This window comes from Pseudomonas sp. zfem003 (assembly GCF_032621675.1).
GTDB lineage: Bacteria > Pseudomonadota > Gammaproteobacteria > Pseudomonadales > Pseudomonadaceae > Metapseudomonas > Metapseudomonas otitidis.
In genome coordinates, this window is record NZ_JAVYJG010000010.1 from 118,771 (window position 1) to 142,740 (window position 23,970).

25 protein-coding genes and 1 tRNA gene are annotated in these 23,970 nt (G+C 66.3%); 11 read left to right on the forward strand and 15 right to left on the reverse strand.

What is annotated here, in order from left to right:
• Positions 1 to 8: 8 nt before the first annotated feature.
• The 6 genes from fdxH (at position 9) to RTK35_RS23460 (ending at position 7,011) form a co-directional block, all read left to right on the forward strand.
• Positions 9 to 935, forward strand: coding sequence for a formate dehydrogenase subunit beta (fdxH, locus tag RTK35_RS23435; RefSeq protein ID WP_316909117.1), 927 nt, complete (start codon positions 9 to 11; stop codon positions 933 to 935).
• A gap of 75 nt (positions 936 to 1,010) precedes the next feature.
• Positions 1,011 to 1,640, forward strand: a complete 630-nt coding sequence (locus tag RTK35_RS23440; RefSeq protein ID WP_142012440.1) for a formate dehydrogenase subunit gamma — start codon at positions 1,011 to 1,013, stop codon at positions 1,638 to 1,640.
• A gap of 36 nt (positions 1,641 to 1,676) precedes the next feature.
• The gene (gene fdhE / locus RTK35_RS23445; protein WP_316909118.1) at positions 1,677 to 2,606 is read left to right on the forward strand and encodes a formate dehydrogenase accessory protein FdhE; all 930 of its coding nucleotides are present in this window, start codon (positions 1,677 to 1,679) and stop codon (positions 2,604 to 2,606) included.
• Positions 2,607 to 3,151: 545 nt separating this feature from the next.
• The gene (selA, locus tag RTK35_RS23450; protein ID WP_069561565.1) at positions 3,152 to 4,558 is read left to right on the forward strand and encodes an L-seryl-tRNA(Sec) selenium transferase; all 1,407 of its coding nucleotides are present in this window, start codon (positions 3,152 to 3,154) and stop codon (positions 4,556 to 4,558) included.
• The gene (gene selB, locus RTK35_RS23455) at positions 4,555 to 6,465 is read left to right on the forward strand and encodes a selenocysteine-specific translation elongation factor (protein WP_316909119.1); all 1,911 of its coding nucleotides are present in this window, start codon (positions 4,555 to 4,557) and stop codon (positions 6,463 to 6,465) included. Before selA ends, selB begins: the two co-directional genes overlap by 4 nt.
• Positions 6,466 to 6,579: 114 nt before the next feature.
• A complete protein-coding gene (locus RTK35_RS23460) occupies positions 6,580 to 7,011 on the forward strand; it encodes a hypothetical protein (protein WP_316909120.1) in 432 nt (143 codons plus the stop codon).
• Positions 7,012 to 7,187: 176 nt separating this feature from the next.
• Here the strand turns inward: RTK35_RS23460 and RTK35_RS23465 are convergent, their stop codons facing one another.
• From RTK35_RS23465 to RTK35_RS23475, 3 genes are read right to left on the reverse strand one after another with little or no spacing between them, the layout of a single operon-like run.
• Entirely contained in the window at positions 7,188 to 7,667 is a 480-nt protein-coding gene (locus RTK35_RS23465) for a Mov34/MPN/PAD-1 family protein (protein ID WP_316909121.1), read from the reverse strand.
• 19 nt (positions 7,668 to 7,686) lie between these two features.
• Positions 7,687 to 8,514, reverse strand: a complete 828-nt coding sequence (locus RTK35_RS23470) for a hypothetical protein (RefSeq protein ID WP_316909122.1) — start codon at positions 8,512 to 8,514, stop codon at positions 7,687 to 7,689.
• A 1-nt stretch (position 8,515) separates the two neighbouring features.
• The gene (locus tag RTK35_RS23475; RefSeq protein ID WP_316909123.1) at positions 8,516 to 8,941 is read right to left on the reverse strand and encodes a hypothetical protein; all 426 of its coding nucleotides are present in this window, start codon (positions 8,939 to 8,941) and stop codon (positions 8,516 to 8,518) included.
• Between the two features lie 616 nt (positions 8,942 to 9,557).
• On the opposite strand from RTK35_RS23475, the gene RTK35_RS23480 reads away from it, so the two are divergent.
• The 4 genes from RTK35_RS23480 to RTK35_RS23495 all read left to right on the forward strand — a co-directional run bounded on the left by RTK35_RS23480 (position 9,558) and on the right by RTK35_RS23495 (position 13,270).
• On the forward strand, positions 9,558 to 11,039 hold the full coding sequence (locus RTK35_RS23480) for a hypothetical protein (RefSeq protein WP_316909124.1): 1,482 nt from the start codon (positions 9,558 to 9,560) through the stop codon (positions 11,037 to 11,039).
• 459 nt (positions 11,040 to 11,498) lie between these two features.
• A tRNA-Sec gene (locus tag RTK35_RS23485) sits at positions 11,499 to 11,594 on the forward strand.
• Positions 11,595 to 12,065: 471 nt separating this feature from the next.
• Positions 12,066 to 12,629, forward strand: a complete 564-nt coding sequence (locus RTK35_RS23490) for a hypothetical protein (protein WP_316909125.1) — start codon at positions 12,066 to 12,068, stop codon at positions 12,627 to 12,629.
• Complete coding sequence (locus RTK35_RS23495; protein ID WP_222900915.1) at positions 12,626 to 13,270, forward strand: hypothetical protein; 645 nt, start codon at positions 12,626 to 12,628, stop codon at positions 13,268 to 13,270. Before RTK35_RS23490 ends, RTK35_RS23495 begins: the two co-directional genes overlap by 4 nt.
• A gap of 28 nt (positions 13,271 to 13,298) precedes the next feature.
• On the opposite strand, the gene RTK35_RS23500 is transcribed toward RTK35_RS23495, so the two are convergent.
• The 8 genes from RTK35_RS23500 to RTK35_RS23535 form a co-directional block, all read right to left on the reverse strand.
• Positions 13,299 to 13,592 carry a hypothetical protein gene (locus RTK35_RS23500; RefSeq protein WP_316909126.1) on the reverse strand — a complete coding sequence of 98 codons (294 nt, stop codon included), beginning with the start codon at positions 13,590 to 13,592 and terminating at the stop codon, positions 13,299 to 13,301.
• Between the two features lie 50 nt (positions 13,593 to 13,642).
• Entirely contained in the window at positions 13,643 to 14,143 is a 501-nt protein-coding gene (locus RTK35_RS23505) for a GNAT family N-acetyltransferase (RefSeq protein ID WP_316909127.1), read from the reverse strand.
• Positions 14,140 to 14,634, reverse strand: a complete 495-nt coding sequence (locus RTK35_RS23510) for a GNAT family N-acetyltransferase (RefSeq protein WP_208276529.1) — start codon at positions 14,632 to 14,634, stop codon at positions 14,140 to 14,142. Before RTK35_RS23510 ends, RTK35_RS23505 begins: the two co-directional genes overlap by 4 nt.
• Positions 14,635 to 14,642: 8 nt before the next feature.
• The gene (locus RTK35_RS23515) at positions 14,643 to 15,203 is read right to left on the reverse strand and encodes a DUF4136 domain-containing protein (RefSeq protein ID WP_316909128.1); all 561 of its coding nucleotides are present in this window, start codon (positions 15,201 to 15,203) and stop codon (positions 14,643 to 14,645) included.
• A gap of 95 nt (positions 15,204 to 15,298) precedes the next feature.
• Complete coding sequence (locus RTK35_RS23520; RefSeq protein WP_142012405.1) at positions 15,299 to 15,898, reverse strand: DUF4136 domain-containing protein; 600 nt, start codon at positions 15,896 to 15,898, stop codon at positions 15,299 to 15,301.
• A gap of 50 nt (positions 15,899 to 15,948) precedes the next feature.
• Positions 15,949 to 16,701, reverse strand: coding sequence for a methyltransferase domain-containing protein (locus RTK35_RS23525; protein ID WP_316909129.1), 753 nt, complete (start codon positions 16,699 to 16,701; stop codon positions 15,949 to 15,951).
• Positions 16,698 to 17,003: a nucleotide pyrophosphohydrolase gene (locus RTK35_RS23530; RefSeq protein ID WP_044411248.1), complete on the reverse strand. Its 306-nt coding sequence runs from the start codon at positions 17,001 to 17,003 to the stop codon at positions 16,698 to 16,700. Before RTK35_RS23530 ends, RTK35_RS23525 begins: the two co-directional genes overlap by 4 nt.
• 78 nt (positions 17,004 to 17,081) lie before the next feature.
• The gene (locus RTK35_RS23535) at positions 17,082 to 17,939 is read right to left on the reverse strand and encodes a MaoC family dehydratase (protein WP_316909130.1); all 858 of its coding nucleotides are present in this window, start codon (positions 17,937 to 17,939) and stop codon (positions 17,082 to 17,084) included.
• A 183-nt stretch (positions 17,940 to 18,122) separates the two neighbouring features.
• On the opposite strand from RTK35_RS23535, the gene RTK35_RS23540 reads away from it, so the two are divergent.
• Positions 18,123 to 19,127, forward strand: coding sequence for an AraC family transcriptional regulator (locus tag RTK35_RS23540; RefSeq protein WP_044411304.1), 1,005 nt, complete (start codon positions 18,123 to 18,125; stop codon positions 19,125 to 19,127).
• 514 nt (positions 19,128 to 19,641) lie between these two features.
• On the opposite strand, the gene cobJ is transcribed toward RTK35_RS23540, so the two are convergent.
• The 4 genes from cobJ to cobG are packed head-to-tail and all read right to left on the reverse strand — an operon-like array spanning position 19,642 to position 23,970.
• Complete coding sequence (gene cobJ / locus RTK35_RS23545; protein ID WP_316909131.1) at positions 19,642 to 21,288, reverse strand: precorrin-3B C(17)-methyltransferase; 1,647 nt, start codon at positions 21,286 to 21,288, stop codon at positions 19,642 to 19,644.
• A complete protein-coding gene (locus RTK35_RS23550) occupies positions 21,288 to 22,034 on the reverse strand; it encodes a precorrin-2 C(20)-methyltransferase (protein ID WP_202119880.1) in 747 nt (248 codons plus the stop codon). The genes cobJ and RTK35_RS23550 overlap by 1 nt, the downstream gene beginning before the upstream one ends.
• Entirely contained in the window at positions 22,034 to 22,660 is a 627-nt protein-coding gene (locus RTK35_RS23555; protein WP_044411259.1) for a precorrin-8X methylmutase, read from the reverse strand. Before RTK35_RS23555 ends, RTK35_RS23550 begins: the two co-directional genes overlap by 1 nt.
• Positions 22,657 to 23,970, reverse strand: a complete 1,314-nt coding sequence (cobG, locus tag RTK35_RS23560; RefSeq protein WP_316909132.1) for a precorrin-3B synthase — start codon at positions 23,968 to 23,970, stop codon at positions 22,657 to 22,659. Before cobG ends, RTK35_RS23555 begins: the two co-directional genes overlap by 4 nt.

The following is a 23,970-nucleotide window of genomic DNA, read 5'->3' on the forward strand; positions in this document are numbered from 1 at the left end:
GCAGCGCCATGGCCTCACAAGACATCATTGCCCGCTCCGCCACCACCACGCCCAGCCCGTCCGTTCGGCAACTGGGCGAGGTGGCCAAGCTGATCGACGTCTCCAAGTGCATCGGCTGCAAGGCCTGCCAGGTCGCCTGTTCCGAATGGAACGACCTGCGCGACGAGGTCGGCCACAACCACGGGGTGTACGACAACCCCATGGACCTGACGGCCGACTCGTGGACGGTCATGCGCTTCACCGAGCACGAGCCCGAGGAGAACAAGCTGGAGTGGCTGATCCGCAAGGACGGCTGCATGCACTGCGCCGAACCCGGCTGCCTCGCGGCCTGCCCGAGCCCCGGCGCGATCATCCAGTACGCCAACGGCATCGTCGACTTCAACCAGGACAAGTGCATCGGCTGCGGCTACTGCGTCACCGGCTGCCCCTTCAACATCCCGCGCATCTCGCAGAAGGACCACAAGGCGTACAAGTGCACCCTGTGTTCCGACCGCGTGTCCGTCGGGCTGGAACCGGCCTGCGTGAAGACCTGCCCCACCGGGGCCATCGTCTTCGGCACCAAGGAGGCCATGAAGGAGCACGCCGCCGAGCGCATCGTCGACCTCAAGTCGCGCGGCTACGACAACGCCGGGCTGTACGACCCGCAGGGCGTCGGCGGCACCCACGTCATGTACGTGCTGCACCACGCCGACAAGCCCGCGCTCTACGCCGGCCTGCCCGAGGCGCCTGCCATCAGCCCGCTGGTCGGGTTGTGGAAGGGCATCACCAAGCCTCTTGGCCTGCTGGCCATGGGCGCGGTGGCGCTGTTCGGCTTCTTCCACTACGTGCGGGTCGGCCCCAACCGCGTGGAAGAGGACGAAACGCCCCCCAGCGAGCCGGCGGTGCACAAGGTCGACCCCTCGGTCCACGAGTTCGACCCCAGGGCACCGTGTTGACAGACAACCCCCTCGCCCAGCGGGCGAGGGCCGGTCAGGGGCGCAGGGACGCGCCCCCGGGTTACGGAGTACGACATGAACAAAGACATCCAGCGCTACACCGCCTCCGAGCGCAGCAACCACTGGGCGGTGGCCATCCTGTTCTTCCTCGCCGGGCTGTCCGGCCTGGCCCTGTTCCACCCCTCGCTGTTCTGGCTCACCCACCTGTTCGGCGGCGGCCCCTGGACGCGCATCCTGCACCCCTTCATGGGCGTGGCGATGTTCCTGTTCTTCAGCGTCCTGGCCCTGCGCTTCGCCCACCACAACCGCTGGGAGAAGGGCGACGGCCAATGGCTGCGGCAGATGAAGGACGTCATCAACAACCGTGAGGACCGCCTCCCCGAAGTCGGCCGCTACAACGCCGGGCAGAAGATCCTCTTCTGGGTCCTGCTGGCCTCCATGATCACCCTGCTGCTCACCGGCATCGTCATCTGGCGCCAGTACTTCAGCCACTTCTTCGGCATCGACCTGATCCGCCTCGCCGCGCTGCTGCACGCCTTCGCCGCCTGGGTGCTGATCCTCAGCATCCTCGTGCACATCTACGCCGGCATCTGGGTCAAAGGCTCCATCGGCGCCATGCTCCACGGCTGGGTCAGCCGGGGCTGGGCGCGCAAGCACCATGGCGCCTGGTTCAAATCCATCGAGAAGGGCGACGGCAAGCACTGACCTCGCCCCATCCAGCACCTTCACAAGGAGTCCTGCGTGTCAGGCCAATTGCTCGAACCGGAACAGATCGCCGCCGCGGCGAACATCCCGCCCTTCCTCCACCTGCCGCAGCGCTACCTCTTCGCCACCCGCGCCGAACGCCTGCGCCAGCTCGCCGACGGCCACCCGCTGGCCGCCTACCTGCTGCTGATCGCCGACCTCTGCGAGGCCCAGCAGCGCGTGCTCGACAACCCGCCCGCGCTGCCCGGCCCCGCCCCGGAAGCCGTCGCCCGCAGCCGCGAGCACCGCATGCCGCCGCTGCCCTTCGAAACCCTGGTGCGCGCCGACGGCTGGCTGGCGGCCGTGGATGCCCTGCTGGACCAACTGCCGGCCCCCGGCAACCCCGCCGTCGCCGCCGCCCTCCAGCAGCTGCGCCAGGCCGCCGCCGGCCAGCGCAAGGCCTGGGGCATCAGCCTGCTCAGCGGCCAGTTCGACCTGCTGCCGCCCGCCGTCGTCCCCTTCCTCGGGGGCGCCCTGCAGGTCGCCTTCAGCCACTGGCTGCTGGCACTGCCCGCCGGCAGCGTGCAGGACGGCGAAGCCAAGGTGGTCTGCCCCGCCTGCGGCTCCCCGCCCGTGGCCGGCATGGTCCGCCACCTCGGCCAGCACAACGGCCTGCGCTACCTCAGCTGCTCCCTGTGCAGCTGCGAATGGCATTACGTGCGGGTCAAGTGCAGCCACTGCCAGGAGAGCAAGCGCCTGGCCTACCTCAGCGTCGAACGCGACGACCGCCCGGCCGACAAGGCGCCCCTGCGCGCCGAGACCTGCCCCAGCTGCCAGGGCTACCTCAAGCACTGCTACCTGGAGCACGACAGCCATGCCGACGCCCAGGCCGACGACCTCGCCAGCCTCGACCTCGACCTGCGCCTGGCGGAGGAGGGGTATCTGCGACGTGCGCCGAACCTGTTGCTCGCGCCTGGGAGCGAATGAGCACCTAGACTCAGCAACCAACCCCAATGGACTCGGCCGGCCACGGGAGGGCTGGAGAACATGGCTATGTCCGCGTCGCGTGCTGCCAGCAGGTCAAGGAGCCCAGCTCATTACTGCGTGTGCTGCGAGCCCCTGTTTCGCCTTGCCTGGCGAGTTTCTTTTTTCAGTCGCCAAAAAAGAAACCAAAAAGGCTTGCCCCTGCATCCGGGTCCCGCTGCGCGGGACTTCCCTCGCTCCATCGGTGCCCCGGGGGCACGGCGCGACTGGCCATCCATGGCCAGATCGCGCCTCTCGCGGCATCCATGCCGCTCAACCCCCGTTGCACCGACTCCGCTCGGCCTCCTGAAGGGGCGTTATCCCCGCCCCACCTTTTCCGCTCCGTATGAATACGGAGTGGGCACCCGAGGTATTTTGGCTCCCACGTCAGGGCGCGCGATGACGATGGCGGGACGCGCTCGTAACAGGCATTGCCCCAGCGCAATCCCATGTCAACCGCGCTACCGAACCCGCACGCGCTAACCCGGACGCCGCTCAAGGAATCCCCCATGTCAGCCCCCCGCCTACCTTCAGTCGACCGCCTGCTGCGCAGCCCCGCCTGCACGCCGCTGCAGCAGCGCTACGGCCGCGAGCCCCTGTTGAAAACCCTGCGCGACCTGCTCGACGAACTGCGCGAGCCCGCCCGCCAGGGCCAGCTCGCCGCCATCGAACTCAGCGAAGCCGTGCTCGCCGGCCGCGCCGGTGAACGCCTCGCCGCCTGGCACGCCAGCCGCGTGCGCCGGGTGTTCAACCTCACCGGCACCGTGCTGCACACCAACCTCGGCCGCGCCCTGCTGCCCGAGGAGGCCATCGAAGCCATCACCCTGGCCGCCCGCTATCCGCTCAACCTCGAATTCGACCTCGCCAGCGGCAAGCGTGGCGACCGCGACGACCTCATCACCGGCCTCATCCGCGAGCTGACCGGCGCCGAAGCCGTCACCGTGGTCAACAACAACGCCGCCGCCGTGCTGCTCGCCCTCAACAGCCTCGGCGCGCGCAAGGAAGGGGTCATCAGCCGGGGCGAGCTGATCGAGATCGGCGGCGCCTTCCGCATCCCCGACATCATGGCCCGCGCCGGCGTGAAGCTCGTCGAGGTGGGCACCACCAACCGCACCCACGCCAAGGACTACGAGGCCGTCATCAACCCCCGCACCGGCCTGCTCATGCGCGTGCACACCAGCAACTACAGCGTCCAGGGCTTCACCGCCAGCGTCGCCACCCCCGACCTCGCGCGCATCGCCCACGCCCACGGCCTGCCCCTGCTGGAAGACCTCGGCAGCGGCACCCTGGTGGACCTCACCCGCTGGGGCCTGCCCAAGGAACCCACCGTGCAGGAAGCCCTGCGCGACGGCGCCGACATCGTCACCTTCAGCGGCGACAAGCTCCTCGGCGGCCCCCAGGCCGGGCTCATCCTCGGCAGCAAGGAACTCATCGGGCGCATCAAGAAGAACCCCCTCAAGCGCGCCCTGCGGGTGGACAAGCTCACCCTCGCCGCGCTGGAAGCCGTGCTCGCCCTCTACCGCGACCCCGAGCGCCTCGCCGAACGCCTCACCACCCTGCGCCTGCTCAGCCGCCCGCAGCCCGACATCCTCGCCCAGGCCCAGCGCCTCGCCGCGCCCCTGGCCACCCAGCTCGGCGCCACCTGGCAGGTCAGCGTCGAGCCCGCCCTGGGCATGATCGGCAGCGGCGCCCAGCCCGTCGCCCGCCTGCCCAGCGCCGCCCTCTGCCTGCGCCCGCAGCAGCCCAAGCGCCTGCGCGGCCGCGCCCTGCGGCAACTGGAGGAAAGCCTGCGCACCCTGCCCATCCCGGTGATCGGCCGCCTCGACGACGACGCCCTCTGGCTCGACCTGCGCCAGCTCGACGACGAGCCCGCCTTCCTCGCCCAGCTGCCCCACCTCGACGGAGCCCTGCCGTGATCGTCGGAACCGCCGGCCACATCGACCACGGCAAAACCGCCCTGCTCACTGCCCTCACCGGCCAGCAGGGCGACCGCCGCCCCGCCGAGCGCGAGCGCGGCATCACCATCGACCTCGGCTACCTCCACGCCGACCTCGGCGACGGCCAGAGCACCGCCTTCATCGACGTGCCCGGCCACGAACGCTTCGTCCACAACATGCTGGCCGGCGCCTGCGGCATCGACCTGTTGCTGCTGGTGGTGGCCGCCGACGACGGCGTCATGCCGCAAACCCGCGAGCACCTCGCCATCGTCGAACTGCTCGGCATCCGCCGCGCCCTGGTGGCCCTCACCAAGATCGACCGCGTCGAGCCCGCGCGCATCGCCCAGGTCCGCGCTGAAATCACCGCCCTGCTGGCCTCCGGCCCCTTCGCCGGCGCCCCGGTGTTCCCGGTGGACAGCCTCGGCGGCCAGGGCATCGACGCCCTGCGCCAGGCCTTGCTGGGCGAGTCCCTGCTGGCCGCCACCCGCCGCGACGACGGCTTCTTCCGCCTGCCCATCGACCGCGCCTTCAGCGTTTCCGGCGCCGGCGTGGTCGCCACCGGCACTGCCTTCGCCGGGCAGGTGCGCATCGGCGACGAACTGGTGCTCAGCCCCTCCGGGCGCCTGCTGCGGGTGCGCGGCCTGCACAGCCGCAACCAGCAGGTGGAGAGCGCCCGCGCCGGCCAGCGGGTCGCCATCAACCTTGCCGGCGAGCGCCTCGCCGTCGACGACCTGCACCGGGGCGACTGGCTGCTGGCGCCGGCCCTCGCCGCGCCCACCACCCGCCTCGACATCGACCTACACCTGCTGCCCGGCGAGCCCCATCCGCTCGCCCACTGGACGCCCGTGCACGTCCACCTCGGCGCCCAGGACGTCACCGGCCGCGTCGCCCTGCTGCAAGGCAACAGCCTCGCCCCCGGCCAGCAGGCCTTCGCCCAGCTGCTGCTCAACGCCCCCGTCCACGCCGTGCACGGCGACCGGCTGGTGCTGCGCGACCAGTCCGCCCAGCGCACCCTCGGCGGCGGCCGCGTCCTCGACCCCTTCGCCCCCACGCGCAACCGCCGCAGCACCGAACGCCTCGCCCAGCTCCAGGCCCTGCGCAGCGCAAGCCTGGAACAGGCACTGCCGGCCCTGCTCGACGCCGCCGACAACGGCCTCTACCCGCAACTGCTGGAACGCCAGTTCAACCGCCCCCGCAGCGGCTGGCAGCTGCCGCCCGACACCCTGCAGATCGACACCCGCCTCGGCCCCCGGCTGTTCACCCGCGCCCGCTGGCAGGCCCTGGAAAACCGCCTGCTGGACGGCCTCGCGCGCTTCCACACCGAGCAGCCCGACGAACTCGGCCCCGACCGCGACCGCCTGCGCCGCTATGCCCTGTCGGAACTGGAGCGCCCGGTCTTCATCGCCCTGCTGGAACAGCTCATGGTGCGCGAGGCCGTCCAGGCCAGCGGCCCCTGGCTGCACCTGCCCGGCCACCGCGTACAGCTCAACGACGCCGACGAAGCCCTGCGCCAGCGCATCTGGCCGCTGCTGGAGGCCGGCCGCTACGACCCGCCCTGGGTCCGCGACCTGGCCCGCGAACTGAACGTGGATGAAAGCGCCATGCGCCTGCTGCAACGCAAGCTCGCCCGCCTCGGGCACCTGCACCAGGTGGTGAAAGACCTCTTCTACCCCGACGCCACCCTGCGCGAACTCGCCCAGCACGCTCGCCAGCTGCAGGCCGCCCACGGCACCATCAAGGCCGCCCACTGGCGCGACCGCATCGGCCTCGGGCGCAAGCGCAGCATCCAGTTGCTGGAGCACTTCGACCGCATCGGCTACACCCGCCGCATCGGCGACGAACGCAAGATCCGCGAAGACTCCGCCCTGGCCCTGCTCACCCCCTAGCCCCCGGTGCACCGCGAGCGCCCCGGCCGGCAGAGTCTGTAGGACGCCCCGCGCCGGGCACACTGGCGGCCTGATCGGCGACGACGTCGCCCCGCCCGGTGAAGGAGCCAAAGGATGAAACCCTGGATCGTCGGGGCCGTGGATGCGGCCCTGTTCCTGTTCGGCTGGAGCGCCATCGCCCTGGCAGCCGCCCCTGACGCACAGGCCGCGCTGCTGTTCTCCGCCTGCTGGCTGCTGCCCGTTTCCATCGCCGTGTGGGCACTGGGCACCCGCCAGGCCCGCACCATCCTGGCTGGTCGGGGCGGGCTACGCCGCGCGGCGTGGGAGGGGTTCTGCTGGGGCGCCGGGCTTGGGCTGGCCGTCGTACTGCTCAGCAACGCCCCGGATACCCTGGCGGCAGGGCGCGTGTTGGAGGGGCAGCCGTTGTTCAGTGGGCATACGGCGCGGTTTCTGCTGGATGGCTGGCCGGTTTATTTGGTGACGGGGGTTCTGGGGGGTGGTCATGCGGTGGGGTTTTACGGCGTCAATGTGTGGCTGCTGCGGTAGGTGGCCCTTGGGAGAGTGAAGGAGGTAGTAACGCCCAATGGCGTAACTGTTCATCCCTTTGGTTTTGATGTGTTGTTTTTCTGGCAGGGGACTTATGTCTGCTAACGGCCAATAGCTGCCGGTGGCTACAGAATGCACTGGGCTAAGAAACCTAATCACCAGGCGCCTCGAAGTAGCTAGGTCCCCTCGGTGGTTGTTGGGCTGCATTTAATTAGTGCGTTGTTAACAGATAGCCCCAACCATATAGTTCCTGTCAGGCCTAAAATCATGAACGCCATAGGCTTGGTTAGCCGATTTGTGATCTTGACCCACTCATTGATATCGACGCCTGAAGGAGATGGATTGATTTCTGGGTGTGCGTGCCATTCGCCCAGATAATCCATTGTCTTTTCACTAACATGCCATTGTTCCAAGGCGATTTGCTGATGATGAGTAGACCTGTCAAATCGGAAGCGGCGGCGCCGATCGGTCAACTGCGGAACTGTAACTTGGACGATGTGAAGGTGTTGACCTTTCCGATATCCCAGTAAAATCCCCCCGGCTTCGGTTTTGTCGCTTCGGTCTTGGCGGTACCTATCCATGGTCTGGAGAGGCTCGTCTTCTACAAGAATTTTGTGATGTTGTGGTGAGGCTTCCCACGCTATTGCGGTTCGCATGCAGGACTCTCGTGAGCGGTTAGGCGGAGGTCCTAGGATCTTTTAGCAGCTCTGCCGGTACGCCAACTTTCTTGTAGAGTACGTCAAGATGCTTAAGCCCCTCGATCCAGCCAGCAGTCAGGGTGCTGCCGTTGCTGATCCAGTTTAGGAATTCGACGTAGGAGATGCTTCTGGAAAGTTGAGGCAGTTCGTACTGGAACTCAAACTGGCGATGTTCTTCGGTCCCCGCGTGTGCTTTGAACACATGTTCCTGTGTGAGCTTGGCCTTCTTCCTAGGCGTGCGTCTGGCACGTTTGGCAAACGTGAGTTCGGAAAAGATCCAGGGAGAGGAGAGGTATTCATCCCCTTCCATGAGATCCTTGACCTTAACGGACTGATCCGTATCCAAAAAAATCAGCAACTCAGAGCGGTCGATCATCTCATGCAGGGCTGAATTCAAGATCATGTGAACGTTGGATGTCGTTCGGTTCCTCAGTTCGTAAGAGTACGAGTGCTCTTTCTCTCGGTTGGCGCTGAATTGCTTGTCTACTTTGAGCAAAAGGTCATCCGCATGACCCCACACGCACGAATCCACAAACGCAGTGAGCCCGATTCTTTGGAAAGCGATAGCGAGGTTGATCGCTTGTGCTTTATCGGCATGGGCATGCGATATGAAGACGTCAGTATGCATTTTGGGAAAGAGGTGGTTTTCGATAGCCTTGGCGTTGAGGTTCTTCTCGCCGTCGACCAGGTACCGCTCGATATCGGCAGTCAGGTTGGCATTTTTGGATTCAAACTCCGCGATTTCGGTAGTAGTGGCGCTCAAGTTTGCCCCGGAAAATCCACTGATCCGCAAGTCCAGAAACATATCAACCTCTCGGGGAAAGACAGAAGACGATGACAAAACCAGCGATCATGGGGAGGTGAAACCCCCAAATAGTTTTTCTAAACAAGACGGACCAGTAGGTCTCCTTCGCTGAATTAATCTTTGCCGCGTCAATCACCAAACTTACCTGTGTGGTGATTGGTTGGGCCGCAGCAATATTGTAAAGCTTCACGAATGCACGCTCCTGCTGCAAAAAGTAAGCGTGATAACACATGAAGATCAGGCCTGGCAGAATGAACATCCACGCATGAAATTTGACATGCTCTCCACCGGCGAAGGCAAGCAATGCGCTAAGCACGGTGACGCTCGCACCTTTAATGACAGAGGAACTGTTGGCCAAGCGTGAAATTATCCCCTGAACAATGTTCAGGTATGCCACCCGCAGAGCGGCGTTGTCTGAATCAGACATCATTCATCCTTATGTATTGAGTTTCTTAACAGTCCCGAACGCTGAGCCGGAAGGTGGCACATTGGTATCATATGTGTAGGGCTGCGTAAACATCAGATTCGCTGATACTGCCAAGCTTATAAATGGTATGGCCGAATCAGGATTTTCTGTGCATCCCGAGGGTAAATGGTTTTCCGAACGGGTCTTTCGTTTTCAGGACGATCACATCCGAGCTGACCGACTGTAATTCATATTCTTCAGCCATTAAGAGTCGCTGGGGGGTGGCAAAGGTTGGCCCGACAGCCTCACAGCAAGCTCCTGGGGGATGTTGACACCAGCGAGGGTCAGCGATTTGGTCATAGATTTCATATTGGTCAGAGAGACCTACATCCGCTCGCTGTCGCCACTCCAGACCCCAGCCCCCACCACGTCATAGGTGCAGAAAACCAACCGGTGTAGCTTTTTCTGTGGGTAGGCATTTGACGGACGTCCCGTTATGAGAGACATGCGTGTTGCATGGAACGGCAAGACAGAAATAGCACCATGTCGATTGGGCCTCCTCTACTAAGAGGGCTTGCTCTTTAATAGGCTCAGTGTCTTAATCGTCCTTATGAATCTGCACACGGAGGGCGTTAGAATGGCTGGCTCGTCAAATCTGGAAGATGTTTTCGTAACTGAAGGTGTTCCGCTAATAACATTTGTAAAACCCCCAAATTATACCGCGCTGTTGGTAGATATACGTCGCGAAGCTAAGCCCGTAATAATCGAAGGCCAGTCAGGAACTGGAAAAACGACTACTTTGAAAAAAGTGTTGTCAGATGTGTTTCCCGACAATCCTCCCCGAGTCTTAACGCCTAGAAATCCTGACGACCTTCCTATAATTGAAGCAATATCAGAAAAATCCGGTGCGGAAATATTCGTTATCGATGACTTCCATAGACTACCTAAATCCACCAAAGAAAGATTAGCTAACCTTGCGAAGATTGTTGCAGAACGGGAAGATCGGGCGGGCCTTCCCAAAATAGTTATCATAGGAATAAATGAGGTAGGCTCCGATCTAATTCAACTTGTGCCAGATATCGCCAAACGAATTGGTGTGCATCGAATATCTCCCGGCACGTCAGAAGCCATTCGAGAAATAATCAGCCTAGGTTCAAAGCAGCTAAACATTATAATATCCGACCACGAGGGAATTATTTCCGACAGTCGCGGCGACTATTGGCTCACGCAGCAAATTTGCAAGACTATCTGCATAGCAGCGGAAATATCCCAATCCCAACAAAGCACAAAGACAGTAACCTGGCAGCACGAAAATATCAGGGGTTTAATAGTCGCAATACTAAAACATAATTATGACGCACCGGTTCGTGAGTTTTGCCGCGGCCGGAGGTTTAGACCATCAAACGATCCATATTTCAAGCTTCTGAGAGCAATATCAGAGCAAGAGTCTTCGAACGTTGATTTAAATGAGTTAGCCAACTCCAGGCCAGATATTAAGGGCAGCATCAATAATATAAAGGACCACAGACTAACGGTTCTGCTTGAGAGGAAGGAGGCATGCTCAAGATTATTCTATTATGATTCAGCTACAAAAAACTTTGCACTTGAGGACCCGGCATTGTTTTTTTATCTAAAAAACTTGAACTGGGATGATCTTAGGCAGCGTTGCGGCTTTAGAGATGGCGCGAAAGACTTCGAGTTTGATATAGCTATTTCATTCGCGGGGGAGAATCGGGTCCTAGCTAAATTCATCGTAGATCAGCTGGCAGAGCTCGACATCTCATCCTTCTATGATAGAAATTATGAAGACAACTATTTAGGTGGCCCGTGGGCAAAACTTTTTAAAGAGATCTTTGTTGAGAAATCTCGCCTAGTCGTCGCGATATTGGATGCACATCACTATGAAAAAGTCTGGCCGACGTTCGAGCGAGACTGCTTTACGGTCAGAGTCGCGCAGTCCGAAGTGATACCTATAATTCTTGATGACACTGTCTTCCCTGGCTTTCCAAAGGATTTGGTATCGATTTACACTAGTTTGGAAGGAGGCATCGAATCCAATAGAGATAATTTAATTGATAATGTAGTTCTCAGAATCGCTTCTAAATTAGACTCACTGTAATCATGATGGTGCCGGGGGCATTAATGGCTCGAGGAAAGGCCCCATGTGATAGGCGCGTGGGGCTTCACCGTATAGGCGCATTCGGGCAAATCCAGGTGTAACAAGAAAACTCATGACCCTCTGATTCATAAGCTTAAATTGCCTTCCTTGTAATAAATCGCTCTCAAGTCATGAAGAGCGCCAATTCGCCATTCTGTTGCGGCGACCGATTGAATCCACAGTAGACTGCTACCCTTCGCCACAGGCAGCAATGCCCCAGAGCGGCCCTTCGTGGAGGGCAGCATTTGGCCGGTTCCGGCCGAGTGCAGACGGTTGGAAAACCAAGATGCTCATGCGATATGCTCGCCGCGCTCTAGGGCATAGGCGGACGTGCTAGCGGTCGTCGAACTATCGACGCTTCGTAGACACTCCACGTGGGGTCGGTAACGGAGCTGACGCGAAAGCCCTGCAGGTCAACAAGGAAGGCAATCACGCCCGGTGGCGTGGCCGGGCTTCAAACCCGGTGGGGGACGGCAGCCGTTCCTGGGTGGGTTCGACTCCCACTGCCTTCCGCCACGTTCCCTCCCTTCTTCACTGTCCTGACCGGATGCAATGCGCGGATGTCTGACCAGAAGAGTTCTTCCGGGAACATCTGCGAGCCGTTGTATTGGAAGGTGAGGAAGTGCGGGGCGTCGTAGACGCCTTCCATCGCCATCACCACACCGACGATATGCACGCAGGTGAAGGTGGGTTCCGGGACGTCGGGCCAGTTCAGTTCTATCCAGGCGGTGCGGCCCATCAGTGCGCAGGCGGCGTCGAAGGTGAAGTCAGCCATGTTCAATCTCCTTTCAAACGGGGTGCTGTGGAACATGTCCATAACGCCAGGCTGAACTTTCTTGCAGGCAGCCCCGGCCCTTCCAGTTCCTGGCAGGTTCCTTCAGTATTCGTGGGTTTCGATGCGGCTTAATGGCAAATAATTAGTCTGTCGCGCTCACGATTCTGACAAATATCTTGTCAATCAAATAAATTGTCTGGCTAGGGTTCAGGATGATTGAGGATCGGCTTCGGTTTCTGGTGCGCCATCTCGGCGCGACCCGCCTGGCAGGTGTGACGGCAATTGAGCGCAGGCGCTGGCAGACCGTTGCGACCAACTACGCTGTAAAGCCCCGCGTAGAGGACCTTGAGGCGCTGATTCAGGCGTTTCCGCAATACGAGCTCTGGCTGTGGCGCGGGCAGGCCGATCCGGAAAACGGTCAGCTCGCCCCCGATACCGAGAACATGTCTAGCACTCAGGCTCCTCCTGTTTCGCCTGATCCACAGAATCTAGTTTATGATGAAAACACATATTCCCGCAATGCCATGGCGGAAGGTGTGACCGATCGCGTGCTCCATCTGCTCAACCTGACCAGCTTGAAAGACCTCGCCGAGGTCAACAGCAAGGAATACGTGCGCTGGCAGAGCATCAAGCGCGGCAATGCACGTCTCCGCGCGGATGACCTGGAGAAATTGAGTCGGTTTTATCCACAGTTCCGCTGGTGGCTGCTAACCGGGGAGGTGCTGCCCGAGGCCGGCCAGACCAGCCCCATCGACGTCCCCCCGCCGGACGCATGAGCCGCCTCACCCACCTGATCGAAGCCGCCCGTGGCGACCTGCCGCCCTGGGTGTCGACACCGGCCGAGCGCTGGGACGCCATCGCGAGCGAGTGCGGGCCGGATGAGGTGCTGGAGATCGAGCAGCGCCTCTACGCCTTGCGCTTGGAACTGGATGCGGTGGAGGACTGGGACGGCGACACCCGGGACGATATCCACAAGGCCATCGAACAGTTCCGTCGTCTGCTGCAGCTGGCGTTGCTGCGTGTGGGGGCGGCATGGACGTATTCCATTGAAACGCTGGCGGGGCCACTGGAGGGCGACGCTCTGCAGGCTGCAAGGCGCTGGCTGGCGGGGTTGCCCGAAGGCGAGCGGCTAGAGGTGTTGAAGGGCCTCTGGCACCTGCACTTTCGCCGGGCGTTGGCATTGATGCAGGGGGCGCAACTGTCGCGTGCCTCGGCACGGGCGCTGTGCCGCTACTGGCTGCAGTACGGCGGTCACAACGCCGCGCAGATGTTGATCAAGGCTTTTGTGCCGGTACTGGGAGAGGCGCGCTTCTGGCAACTGGCCGCCGAGGCGCCGCTGCTGCCGGCCATGGCGGAGTTTCTCGACTACGCCAGCAACGGCCGCTTGAGTGAGACCCGGGCGGCTAAACGTACCTAGCGCGGCTGTGGATAAGCCGCTTCCCGCCTTACGACGCGCCCACCATCTCAGCAAGACGCGCCAGCACCAACAGCACCAAAGCCCCTGCAAACAGCCCAAGGCTTGGCGCGGGCAACCGCTGGCCATCCCGCAGGCTTTGCAGAAGCCGGCCGCGCACGACTTGCGGGGTGAGGGCGAGCCCGGCGAACAGGCTGCATATGGCAGCGGTTTCGAGCAGGGCCTGTACGTTGAAGGGCTGGGTGAGCAGCAGGCTGAGCGGCATCAGCAGCACGATCAGTGCGGTGCCGCGTTGGCGGGCAGTGAGGGTGGTCCATTCGAGCATGGTGGGTCCGTCCAGAAAACATCCGGCGCAGTTTATCGACGGCCCCGACCTCAGCCAACAACCCGCCGCATGGCCACGCGCCCGCTGAGGCCGGCTTCACGCTCGGCGGCAAGGTGCGCGGCGAGGGCGCTGTCGCAGGCGGCTTCGGCCAGTACCTGAAAGCCCGCGCGTTCGTAGAAGGGGCGGTTCCAGGGCACGTCAGCGAAGGTGGTGAGGGTGAGGCAGGGCAACCCTTCGGTGCGGGCGCGTTCGGCGGCGGCCTCCAGCAGGGCGCGGCCGTGGCCCTGGCCGCCATGGTCGGGGTGCACGCTGACTTCGGCGATGTGCAGCCCCTGGCCTTCACGCTCGGCCAGCAGGAAGCCGACGGCGTGCCCGGCGTGTTCCACCACCCACAGCAACCCGGCCTCTAACCCGCGCTGGAGCACGTCGCGCGGCAGTGTGTGGCCGCGCAGGTGCGCGGGCAGGTGGGTGGTGCTGAAGCGTTCGGCGGCGAGCCGTTCGATGTCGCCCAGGGCGGGCAGGTCGGCGGGGTGGGCGAGGCGAAGGGTCATGAAGCGGTATCTACCAGGGGTTTCTCCATCTGCACCAGGGCCACGCGCTGGCCGCCCGGTGCCTGGCGCTCGACGATGGCGCGGGGCTGGTAGCCGAGGCGGGTGTAGAGCAGCAGGCCGCCGGTGTTGGCGTTGAAGCAGGAGATCTTCATCAGCTTGGCGTCGTAGCCGGCGCGGGCCTGCTGTTCCATCACGCCGATGAGGTACTGCGCCACGCCCTGGCCACGGGCCCAGTCGGCCACGAGCATGTTGCCGAGGGCGCAGTAGGCGCCCGGTTCCCACTGGTAGAAGTTGGCGAAGCCGGCGATGCGCCCGTCCAGCAGGGCGACGGTGCTGCCCTGGCGCTGGGCGATGGCGTCGGCCAGTTGCTCGACGCTGAAGGGCCAGGTGGCGCGGGGGTAGGCGAAGAAGAGTTCGTCGGCGTCGCGGGGGAAGCGGACGACCTCGGCGAGGTCGTCCGCGCCCACGGGGCGGTGGCTGAGTGCGGGCATGGCGGGGCTCATCGGGGCGGGTAGTGGTCGAGGATGCGGCCGATGGTGTCGCGGATGGCGGCTTCGCGCTCGGCGGGGCTGGGCGGGGTGGCGGGGAGGATCTGGGCGGCGCTGCCGCGCCAGACGAGCTTGCCGTCCTTGCTGTCGTAGAGGTCCACCTGCAGGGTGCCCACCTGGTAGTCGTAGGTACGGGTTTCGGTCAGGCCGGGGCCGCCCCAGTAGTTGCCCCAGCTGCCGCCCCAGTAGCCGCCGTAGTTGGTGCTGACCTGCTGCTGGCGGTCGTCGACGATCAGCCAGCTCTGCACCAAGAGGTCGGCGCGGGCGCCGGGTGCAGCGGGGCGCAGGCCGCGCTGGTCGAGATGCTGGGTGAGGGCGTCGCGCAGGCGCTGTTCGGTGAGGTCGCTCTTCAGGCGCGGGTCGTCGGGGCGGTACTGCAGGGCGGGCTCTTTCCAGGCCCAGCTGCGGTAGGCGCCGAAGTCGCGGGTGCGGTCGTAGTCGCGGTCGATCTCCACGCTCTGGCAGGCGGCCAGCAGCAGGACGGAGGCGAGCAGGAACAGGCGGCGGATCATGGTGGGTCTCCTAGGCCGGGGGGCCTATCCAATCCCATGCCGGGGTGGCCGGCAAGGGTCTGGGTCAAGGTTTTGCACGCTGTCGGGGGTTCGCTTCAGCGCGGGGGGTACTCGCCGAGGGCTTCGGCGGTGGCCTCGCGCAGGGCCTGGTTGCGGTCGCTGCGCTCGCCGCTGGCGTCGGTTTCGGCGCTGCCGGTCCACACCACCTGACCATCGCGGGCGTCGCGGAACTCCAGGTAGACCACCGCCACCTGCACCTCGTAGGTACGTACCAGCGGGGCGCTGGCCCAGCCGCCGTAGCGGTCGCCCCAGGGGTCGTTGCCGTAGTAGACGCCGCTGCGGTCTTCGTATTGGCGCAGGCGTTTCTCGAAGCGCAGGCTGGCGCTCACCCGCAGGTCGGCGCCGGCCGGGTCGTGGGCCTGGCGCAGGCCGCGCTGGTCGAGCCCGGCGTTGACGATCTCGGCCATCTGCTCGGGGGTGACCCAGGTGTTGCCGGCGGGCAGGCGGCCGTCCTGCCAGCTCCAGCTGCGGTAGCGGCCGAAGTCGCGCGGGGCGGCGGGGTAGGCGCTGCGGTCGAAGTGGGTGGCGGCGCCGGGCGGGGCCGGCGGCATGGGCAGGGACTGGGCCTGGTAGGGGTTGGGGCTCTGGCAGGCGCTGAGCACCAGCAGGCTGGCGATGAGGGTGGCGCGGTGCATGGTGGCCTCCGTCGAGGCGGGTTCTGGGTGCCCCGTTTCCGGGGCGCTGCTCATAGCGGGCGGCAGATCCAGTGTAGATAGCGCCCCAGGCCGGCGAAGGCCGGGTGGCGCCGGTGGGCCAGTTCCATCTCCAGCAGGTCGGCCAGTTCGGCACGGGCCTGGAACTCGCTGGGCATGTAGTCGTGGAACACGCGGATGCCGCTCTGCGCTTGGACACGCCAGTGCGTGCCGAGTTGCGCGGCCAGCTCGCGCGGGTCCAGCGGGCGCTGGGGGGTGAGGCTCTGGCCTTCACCGGCGAAGCGGTTGCGCCGCAGCTTGCGGAAGTGCCCTTTGAGCAGGTTGCGGTAGATGAGCGCATCGCGGTTGTAGAACGCCAGGGACAGCCAGCCCTCCGGGGCGGTGAGGGCGTGCAGGGCCGGGAGGATGGCGTGGGGCTCGGCGAGCCATTCGAGCACGGCGTGGCAGATGACCAGGTCGAAGCGGCCGTCGAGCTGCTCCGGCAGGGCCTGCCAGGGGGCCTGGATGAAGGTGGCCTGGCAGCCGGCTTCGGCGAAGCGCTCGCGGGCGCCGTCGAGCATCGGTTCGGCCGGTTCGGCGAGGGTCACCTGGTGGCCGCACTGGGCCAGCCAGAGGCTCATGTGGCCGAGCCCGGCGCCAACGTCGAGCACCCGCAGGGGGCGTTCGGGCAGGGCTTCGCCGAGGTCGGCCTGGAGCACGGCGAGGCGGATGGCGCCCTTGGCGCCGCCGTAGATCTTCTCCGCGAAGCGCGCGGCGAGGGCGTCGAAATGGCGGTCGTCGGTCATGGCAGGAAGCGCCGTTCGCTGTCGGCCAGCTTGTCCAGCACGGCCTGGTTCATGTCGATGCCCAGCTCGCTGCACATCAGCAGCAGGTAGAGGATCACGTCGCCCACTTCCTGGCCGGCGTGGTGGAGGGTGTCGGCGTCGAGCTGGCGGGACTGGTCTTCCGTCAGCCACTGGAAGATTTCCACCAGCTCGGCCATCTCCACGCTGGCGGCCATGGCCAGGTTCTTGGGGCTGTGGAATTGGCGCCAGTCGTTGTGGTCACGAATGGCGTGCAGGCGGCGGGTAATGGCGTCGAGGTTCATGCGGCTCTCCTGGGAGGCCGCATAGCTTGGTGCCGGGGACGGCGGGGTGCAAGCGCCGCGCAGGGGGCGGCGCTGGTGCTAGTCGGCCAGCGGTGCCCAGCTGCCGGCCATGTGCGGCAGGTCGTCCTTGCCGCGCAGGGCGAACTGGCCGCTGGGGCCGGCGGCGCTGGCCAGCAGGCGCACTTCGGCAGGCAGCAGGACGGGCTTCTGGAAGCGCACCTCCACTTCGTAGCCGGCATCCGGCAGGTGGGCGCCGAGGGCGGCCAGGGTGCGCGCCTTGTTCCACAGGCCGTGGGCGATGGCGCGGGGGAAGCCGAACAGCTTGGCGCTGGGGGCGCTGAGGTGGATGGGGTTGTAGTCGCCGGCGACGCGGGCGTAGCGCCGGCCGATGTCCTTGGTGGCGCGCCAGTGGTCCAGCTCGGTCAGCGGCAGGGCGTCGACCTCCTCGCGCGGGGCGGGGGCGCCCTCCAGGCGCAGGCCCCGGTAGAGGATGCGGCTGTCGCCTTCCCAGAGCAGGCCGAGCTGGTCCTCCAGGCGGGTGATGAGGCTGAAGGTGGCGCCTTTGTCGTGGGGGCGCAGGTCCTGCACGGCGACGCTGACGCGGAACGGCCCGAGGCCGCCGAGGGTGCGCAGCACGCGGATGCGGTTCTCCAGGTGCACCAGGCCGAGCAGCGGGAAGGGGAAGCGCTTGTCGGTCAGCAGTTGCATCTGCAGCGGGAAGGCGAGGATGTGCGGGTAGGTGGCCGGCAGCCGGCCGTTGTCGCCAAAGCCGCAGACCTGGCGGTAGCGCGCCAGGTGGCGGGCATCTACCTCCACCTGGGTGCGCAGGCCGAGGTCGGGCAGGGTGCGCCCGCTGGCACCACGGCGCAGGGCGGCACGCAGGAACAGGCCGGGCAGGGCCGGGAGGGTGGGCAGGTCGAGCCAGTCGGTGGCCATGGGCGATCTCCTCGTTGCGAACGCGATGCAGCTTAGCCGCCCCGTCCGGCGGCACATTGGCCGCGCCGCATGGCGTCCTGGCAGGGCAGTCAATCCGTCCGGGCGGCTCAAGCGCGCCTTGAGCGCACGGTAAAAAGCTGCATAAGATGGCCCCCGCCTCGCATGACAAGAATTCGGAAAATGATGCGTGACCTGACCGACGACGTGGCGCTGATGCGCGCGGTGATCGACGCCCTGCGCGCCAGCGGCGCCGACCCTGACAAGGTGTTGGGGCGGCTCGGCCTGCCAGCGGGCGGCCTGCCCGCCGGACGCTTCCCCCATGCTGCCCAGGCCCAGTTCTGGCGGGCCGCGGCGGAAGAGTGCGGGGAGGAGCATGTCGGCCTTTACCTGGCCGGCCACCTGCCGGCCTTCCATGGCCTGCTGCTGGAATACCTCTTCCTCTCCAGCGAAACCTTCGGCGATGGCCTGCGCCACGCCCTGCGCTACGTGCGCCTGCTCTCCGACACCCTCAATGCCCGCCTGGAAGTGGACGGCGACCGCGCCGTGCTGTCCCTGGGCCAGAGCATCGGCAGCAACCGGCACTTCCCGGAGATGCTCGCCGGGGCGGTGATCCGCCTGTTCCATGCGCTGACCGAAGGTGACTTCATCCCCCGCGAGGTGCTGCTGATGCACGCCGAGGGCGCGCCGGCCGAGCGCTACCAGGCGGTCTACGGCTGCCCGGCACGCCTGGGCGCCGAGCGCTACGCGCTGGTGTTCGACGCCGCCGTGCTGGACAAGGCCTCGCGCCATGCCGCGCCGGAACTGCTGCGCATGCACGAGTCCCTGGCCCGTCGGCAACTGGCGGAAGTGGAACGGCTGGACCTGGTGCGCAAGGTGCGCGAGCTGATCGGCGAACTGCTGGTGGACGGCGGCGCCACCCTGGAACAGGTCGCCGCCCGCCTCAACATGCCCGCCCGCCGCCTGCGCGAACGCCTGGCCATGGCCGGCGTGCGCTTCAACGACCTGGTCACCGACTACCGCTGCCGCCTGGCCAAGGAACTGCTGCTCAAGACCGACGAACGCATCGAGGTGATCGTCGAACGCACCGGCTTCTCCGAACCCAGCACCTTCTACCGCGCCTTCAAACGCTGGGTCGGCGAAACCCCCGTTGAATTCCGCCGCCGAGGCCGCCCCCAGGCTGATGCCTGACCCGCCCACTCCCAATGCCGTGTGCCTGGACTTGGTGGATGAAAAGAGCGTCATCCACCCTACGCGAGCCCGCGCCGCCGCTGCCCCGTAGGGTGGATCGCGCTCCACCGATCCACCGTCTCGACGCCAGAACGGAGTGAGTTCGTAGGATGCGGTGAGCTATGCGAACCGCATCAATCCAAGCCCCGCCCGGGATGATGGGCTTCGCACAGCTCAGCCCATCCTACGGGGGCCGCCGTGCCATCCGGTGAGCGCCGATCTATGGGGGTATCCCCAAGGCCTGGGTGCCGGGAGTTGGTGGATGAAAAGAGCGTCATCCACCCCACGCGAGCCCGCGCCGGGTGGATCGCGCTCCACCGTCTCGACGCCGGAACGGTGTGAGTTCGTAGGATGCGGTGAGCTATGCGAACCGCATCATTCCGCACCCAGCCCACCATGCCATCCGGTGACTACCGATCCACCGCCGTAGCCCGGGCTTCAGCCCGGGAACTGGAGTTATCCCGAAGGATGAGGCTCAGCGATACCAGCGCGGGGTGTAGACCCATTCGTGGCCGTCGGGGCGGGGGATGCGGCGGGTGAGGGAGGAGCCGATGATCACCAGGGTGCGCATGTCCACCTGGTCGGGGGTGAGGTCGCCGAGGGTCGTCACGGTGAGCTTCTCCGCCGGGCGGCCGATGTCGCGGCCGAGCACCACCAGGGTCTCGGGCGTGCGGTGCTGGCGGACGATCTCCAGGGCGCGGGCCAGTTGCCAGGGGCGGGCCTTGGAGATGGGGTTGTAGAAGGCCATGGCGAAGTCGGCGGCGCCGGCGTGGTCGAGGCGCCGTTCGATCACGTCCCAGGGTTTGAGGTTGTCCGAGAGCGAGATCAGGCAGAAGTCGTGGCCGAGCGGCGCACCGGCCTTGGCTGCGGTGGCCAGGGCGGCGGAGACGCCCGGCTGGATCTGCAGGTCCACCTGTTGCCAGGCCGGGTCGCGGGATTCGTCGAGGGCTTCCAGCACGGCGGCGGCCATGGCGAACACGCCCGGATCACCGGACGACACCACCACCACCCGGCGGCCGCTGGCGGCCAGCTCGAAGGCGTGGCGGGCGCGTTGCAGTTCTTCGCGGTTGTCGGTGCAGTGGGCCACCTGGTCGGCGCGCAGCGGGCCGGCCATGCGGATGTAGGTTTCGTAGCCCAGCAGGTCCTGGGCTTCGTCGAGGGCCTGACGGGTGGCGGGGGTCATGAAGGCCGGGTCGCCGGGGCCGAGGCCGATCACCGTCAGCCGGCCCCGGGCCTGGCCGATGCGGGTCGGGTCCAGGGGCGCGTCGGCGCGGTACAGCTGCACTGCGCCGAGGCGGGCGACCGGCGCGGGCAGGTCGGCGTCATCGCTGGCGAAGCGCAGCGGCACGCGCAGTTCGGCGGCCGTGGCGGCCAGCCCGGCGTCGCTCATGCGCGCTGGGTCGGCCACCAGGCAGGCCAGGGCCTGGGGGGCCAGGCTGGCAGTGGCGAGGGCCTGGCGGATGGCCTCGGCCGAGGCCTCGCCCTCCACGCGCAGCACCAGCACGCGGGGGTGGATCAGCAGTTCGTCGCGGGCGGCAGGGCGTTGTTCGGGGGTGATGTGCAGGGTCAGCTTGGCGGCGCTGTCGCGGGGCAGGGCGACGGCTTCCAGCCAGGGGGCTTCACCGGCCACGTGCAGTGTCTGGCCGCCGAGCAGGTCGGCGACGAAGCGCTTGCCCTGTTCCAGGTCGGCCAGGGCGTAGCCCTCCGGCGGGTCCAGCAGGCAGGTGCCGAAGCGCAGTTCGCCACTGGTGGTGATGGCCGGGGCCACGTCCAGCCAGGCGGCGATCTCGCGGGCCAGGCTGTTGACCCCGCCCAGGCCGCCGAGCAGCGGCACCACGGCGCTGCCGTCTTCGGCCAGGGCCAGCACCGGCGGTTCGGCGCCCTTGTGGGCGATCAGCGGTGCGAGGGTGCGGATGACGATGCCGGCGGCGCACAGGGCGATGATCGGGGTGTCGTTGCGGTACAGCTCGCGCAGGGTCTCACCGAACTCGCTGTAGCGCTCGTCGGCACCGTCGACGCGGCCGGCGAGGCCGAGCACCCGGGCCTGTGGATAAAGCGCCTGGAGTCGACGGGCGACGGCCAGGCCGCCGTTGCCGAGGAGGACGATGGCGGGGGCGTTCATCAGCCCCTCCATTTCTGGCCGGGGACCAGGATCATCGAGAAGTACGGCGAGGCCATCGGGTCCACCTCGTCCAGCGCCACGATGCGCTGGTTGGCCATGGTGGCGCGTTCGACGTAGTGGGCGCGGTCGGCCAGGCCCAGCTCGCCCAGCACGCGGCGCACCTTGTCGAAGTTGCGCCCGAGCTTCATCACCACGGCGGCTTCGGCGGTGGCCAGGCGGGCCTTGAGTTCAGCCTCGGGGAGCACCCCGGAGAGCACCGAGAGGCTCTGGTTGCGGTACACCAGCGGCAGGCCGAGCACGGCGGCGCTGCCGAGCATGGAACACACGCCGGGCACCACCTCCACCTCGTAGCGGTCGGCCAGGCGGTCGTGCAGGTACATGTAGGAGCCATAGAAGAACGGGTCACCTTCGCAGATCACTGCCACGTCGCGGCCGGCGTCGAGGTGCTCGGCCACCTGCTGGGCGGCGGTGTCGTAGAAGTCGCTGATCACCGTTTCATAGGACAGCGGCGGCTCCAGCTTCTCGGTGGTCACCGGGTACACCAGCGGCATGCGCACCTGGGCGTCCACCAGGTGCTGCTCGATGATGCCGAAGGCGTTGCCACCCTCGCCGCGATTGGCCTTGGCCTTGGCGACGAAGTAGCCCACCACCTGGGCCGATTGCAGCAGGCGCAGGGCCTTGAGGGTGATCAGTTCCGGATCGCCCGGGCCCACGCCGAGGCCGATCAGCCGTCCCTTGCCGCTCATCACTCCACCTCCGTGGCCAGGGCGTTGACGGCGGCGGCGGCCATGGCGCTGCCGCCGCGACGGCCGCGCACCACCACGTAGGGCACGCCGCGGCTGTCGGCGGCGAGCATGTCCTTGGACTCGGCCGCGCCGACGAAGCCCACCGGGAAGCCGAGGATCAGCGCCGGTTTCGGGGCGCCGGCGTCGAGCATCTCCAGCAGGTAGAACAGCGCGGTGGGGGCGTTGCCGATCACCACCACGCTGCCTTCCAGGTGCGCGCGCCAGTGCTCCAGGGCCACTGCCGAGCGGGTATTGCCCAGTTCGCGGGCCAGCTCCGGCACGCCGGGGTCGTTGAGGGTGCAGATGACCGGGTTGTTGGCCGGCAGGCGCGCGCGGGTGATGCCTTCGGCCACCATGCGCGCATCGCAGAGGATCGGCGCGCCAGCGGCCAGGGCGGCGCGGCCGGCGGCACCTGCTCCGGGGGAAAAGGCCAGGTCCTGCACCACGTCGACCATGCCGCAGGCGTGGATGACGCGCACGGCGAGCTTCTCCAGGTCCGGCGGGATGGCGCTGAGGTCCGCCTCGGCGCGGATGATGGAGAAGGAATGGCGATAGATCTCCTGACCATCGCGGATGTAATCGATCATTCGGTGGAGCTCCAGCTGTCAGGAGTGGCGGCCAGTCGGGCGCTGGCCTGTTCGAGGTCGAGGTCGCTCGCCAGCAGCAGGCCGAAGCCGCTGCGGGCGCGCTGGTAGAGGTCGTAGCGGCCCGGTTCGCGGGCCAGCAGGGTGAAGGGCGCGACGTGGGCGGCGGCGCAGGAGCGCGGGCAGCCGGTCAGGTGCAGCTGCACCCGGGGCGGCAGGTGCGGCGCCAGGGCCAGGGCGTCGGCCTTGGTGTCGGCCAGGCTGCGTGGGCAGCCGCTGGAGCCGGTGCAGGCGATGAGCCGGGCCAGGGGCGCGTCGGGGTCGGTGACCAGGCCCAGGGCGGCGAGGGCGGCGAGGGTACCGTCGAGGTCGCGGGGGGCCGGCAGCAGCACCGATTGCCAGGGGGTGAGGCGCAGGTGGCTGTCGCTCTGCTGGTCCGCCAGGTCGGCCAGGGCCATCAGTTGTTCGGCATCGAGCCGGCCGAGGGGGGCGGCGGCGCCGGCATGGCGGCCAGCCACGGCGCCCAGGTGGCCGAGGGCGCCGGCGCTGTCGCGACGCCAGTCCGGCACGGCATGCAGGGGCGCGCCGAGGCGGGCTTCCAGCTCTGCCAGCAGGGCGGTGGGGCCGAGGTCGGCCAGCAGGTGGCGCATGCGCGTCTGCTCGGGGCGGGCGCGGTCGAGGAACAGGTGCAGCAGCGCCTCCACCAGGGCCGGCACCTGGGCGGCGGGCACGGCGCCCAGGGCGGGGGCGTCGTACGCCTGTTGCGGCGGGCACCCGGCCAGGCCGAAGGCGAAGAGGGCGTCGGCCTGCGGCCCGAGGGCGCAGAGCCAGAGGTCGTGGGGGTGCTCCAGCATGGCCAGGGCTTCGCCGCCGTCCAGCAGCAGGGCGAACTTGGGCGACAGGGCGTGGAAGCGCGGGGTGTCCTGCAGCAGGGCCAGCAGGCGGTCGGCCAGGGCAGCGGTCGTTTCGTGGCCGGGCACCAGGCCCAGCAGAGGGCTGACCATCAGGTTGCGCACGTCGTCGGCACCCGGCGAGGGGGCGCCCAGGTCGGCGGCCAGCAGTGCGTCGATCAGCGCCGCTTCGGCACCGATCCGAACGCCGCGGATCTGCAGGTTGGCGCGGTTGGTGGCCTCGATCACGCCGCTGGCGTACTGCCGGGCGGCTGCGGCCACGGCGCGGGCCTGGCGGGCCTGGAGGCGGCCACAGGGCAGCTTGATGCGGCAGATGCCGCCATCGCCGGATTGCACGATGCGCAACAACCCCGGGCAGGCCGAGGGGCGGACGGTGGCGGCAGCGGATTCGGCCTGTTTCAA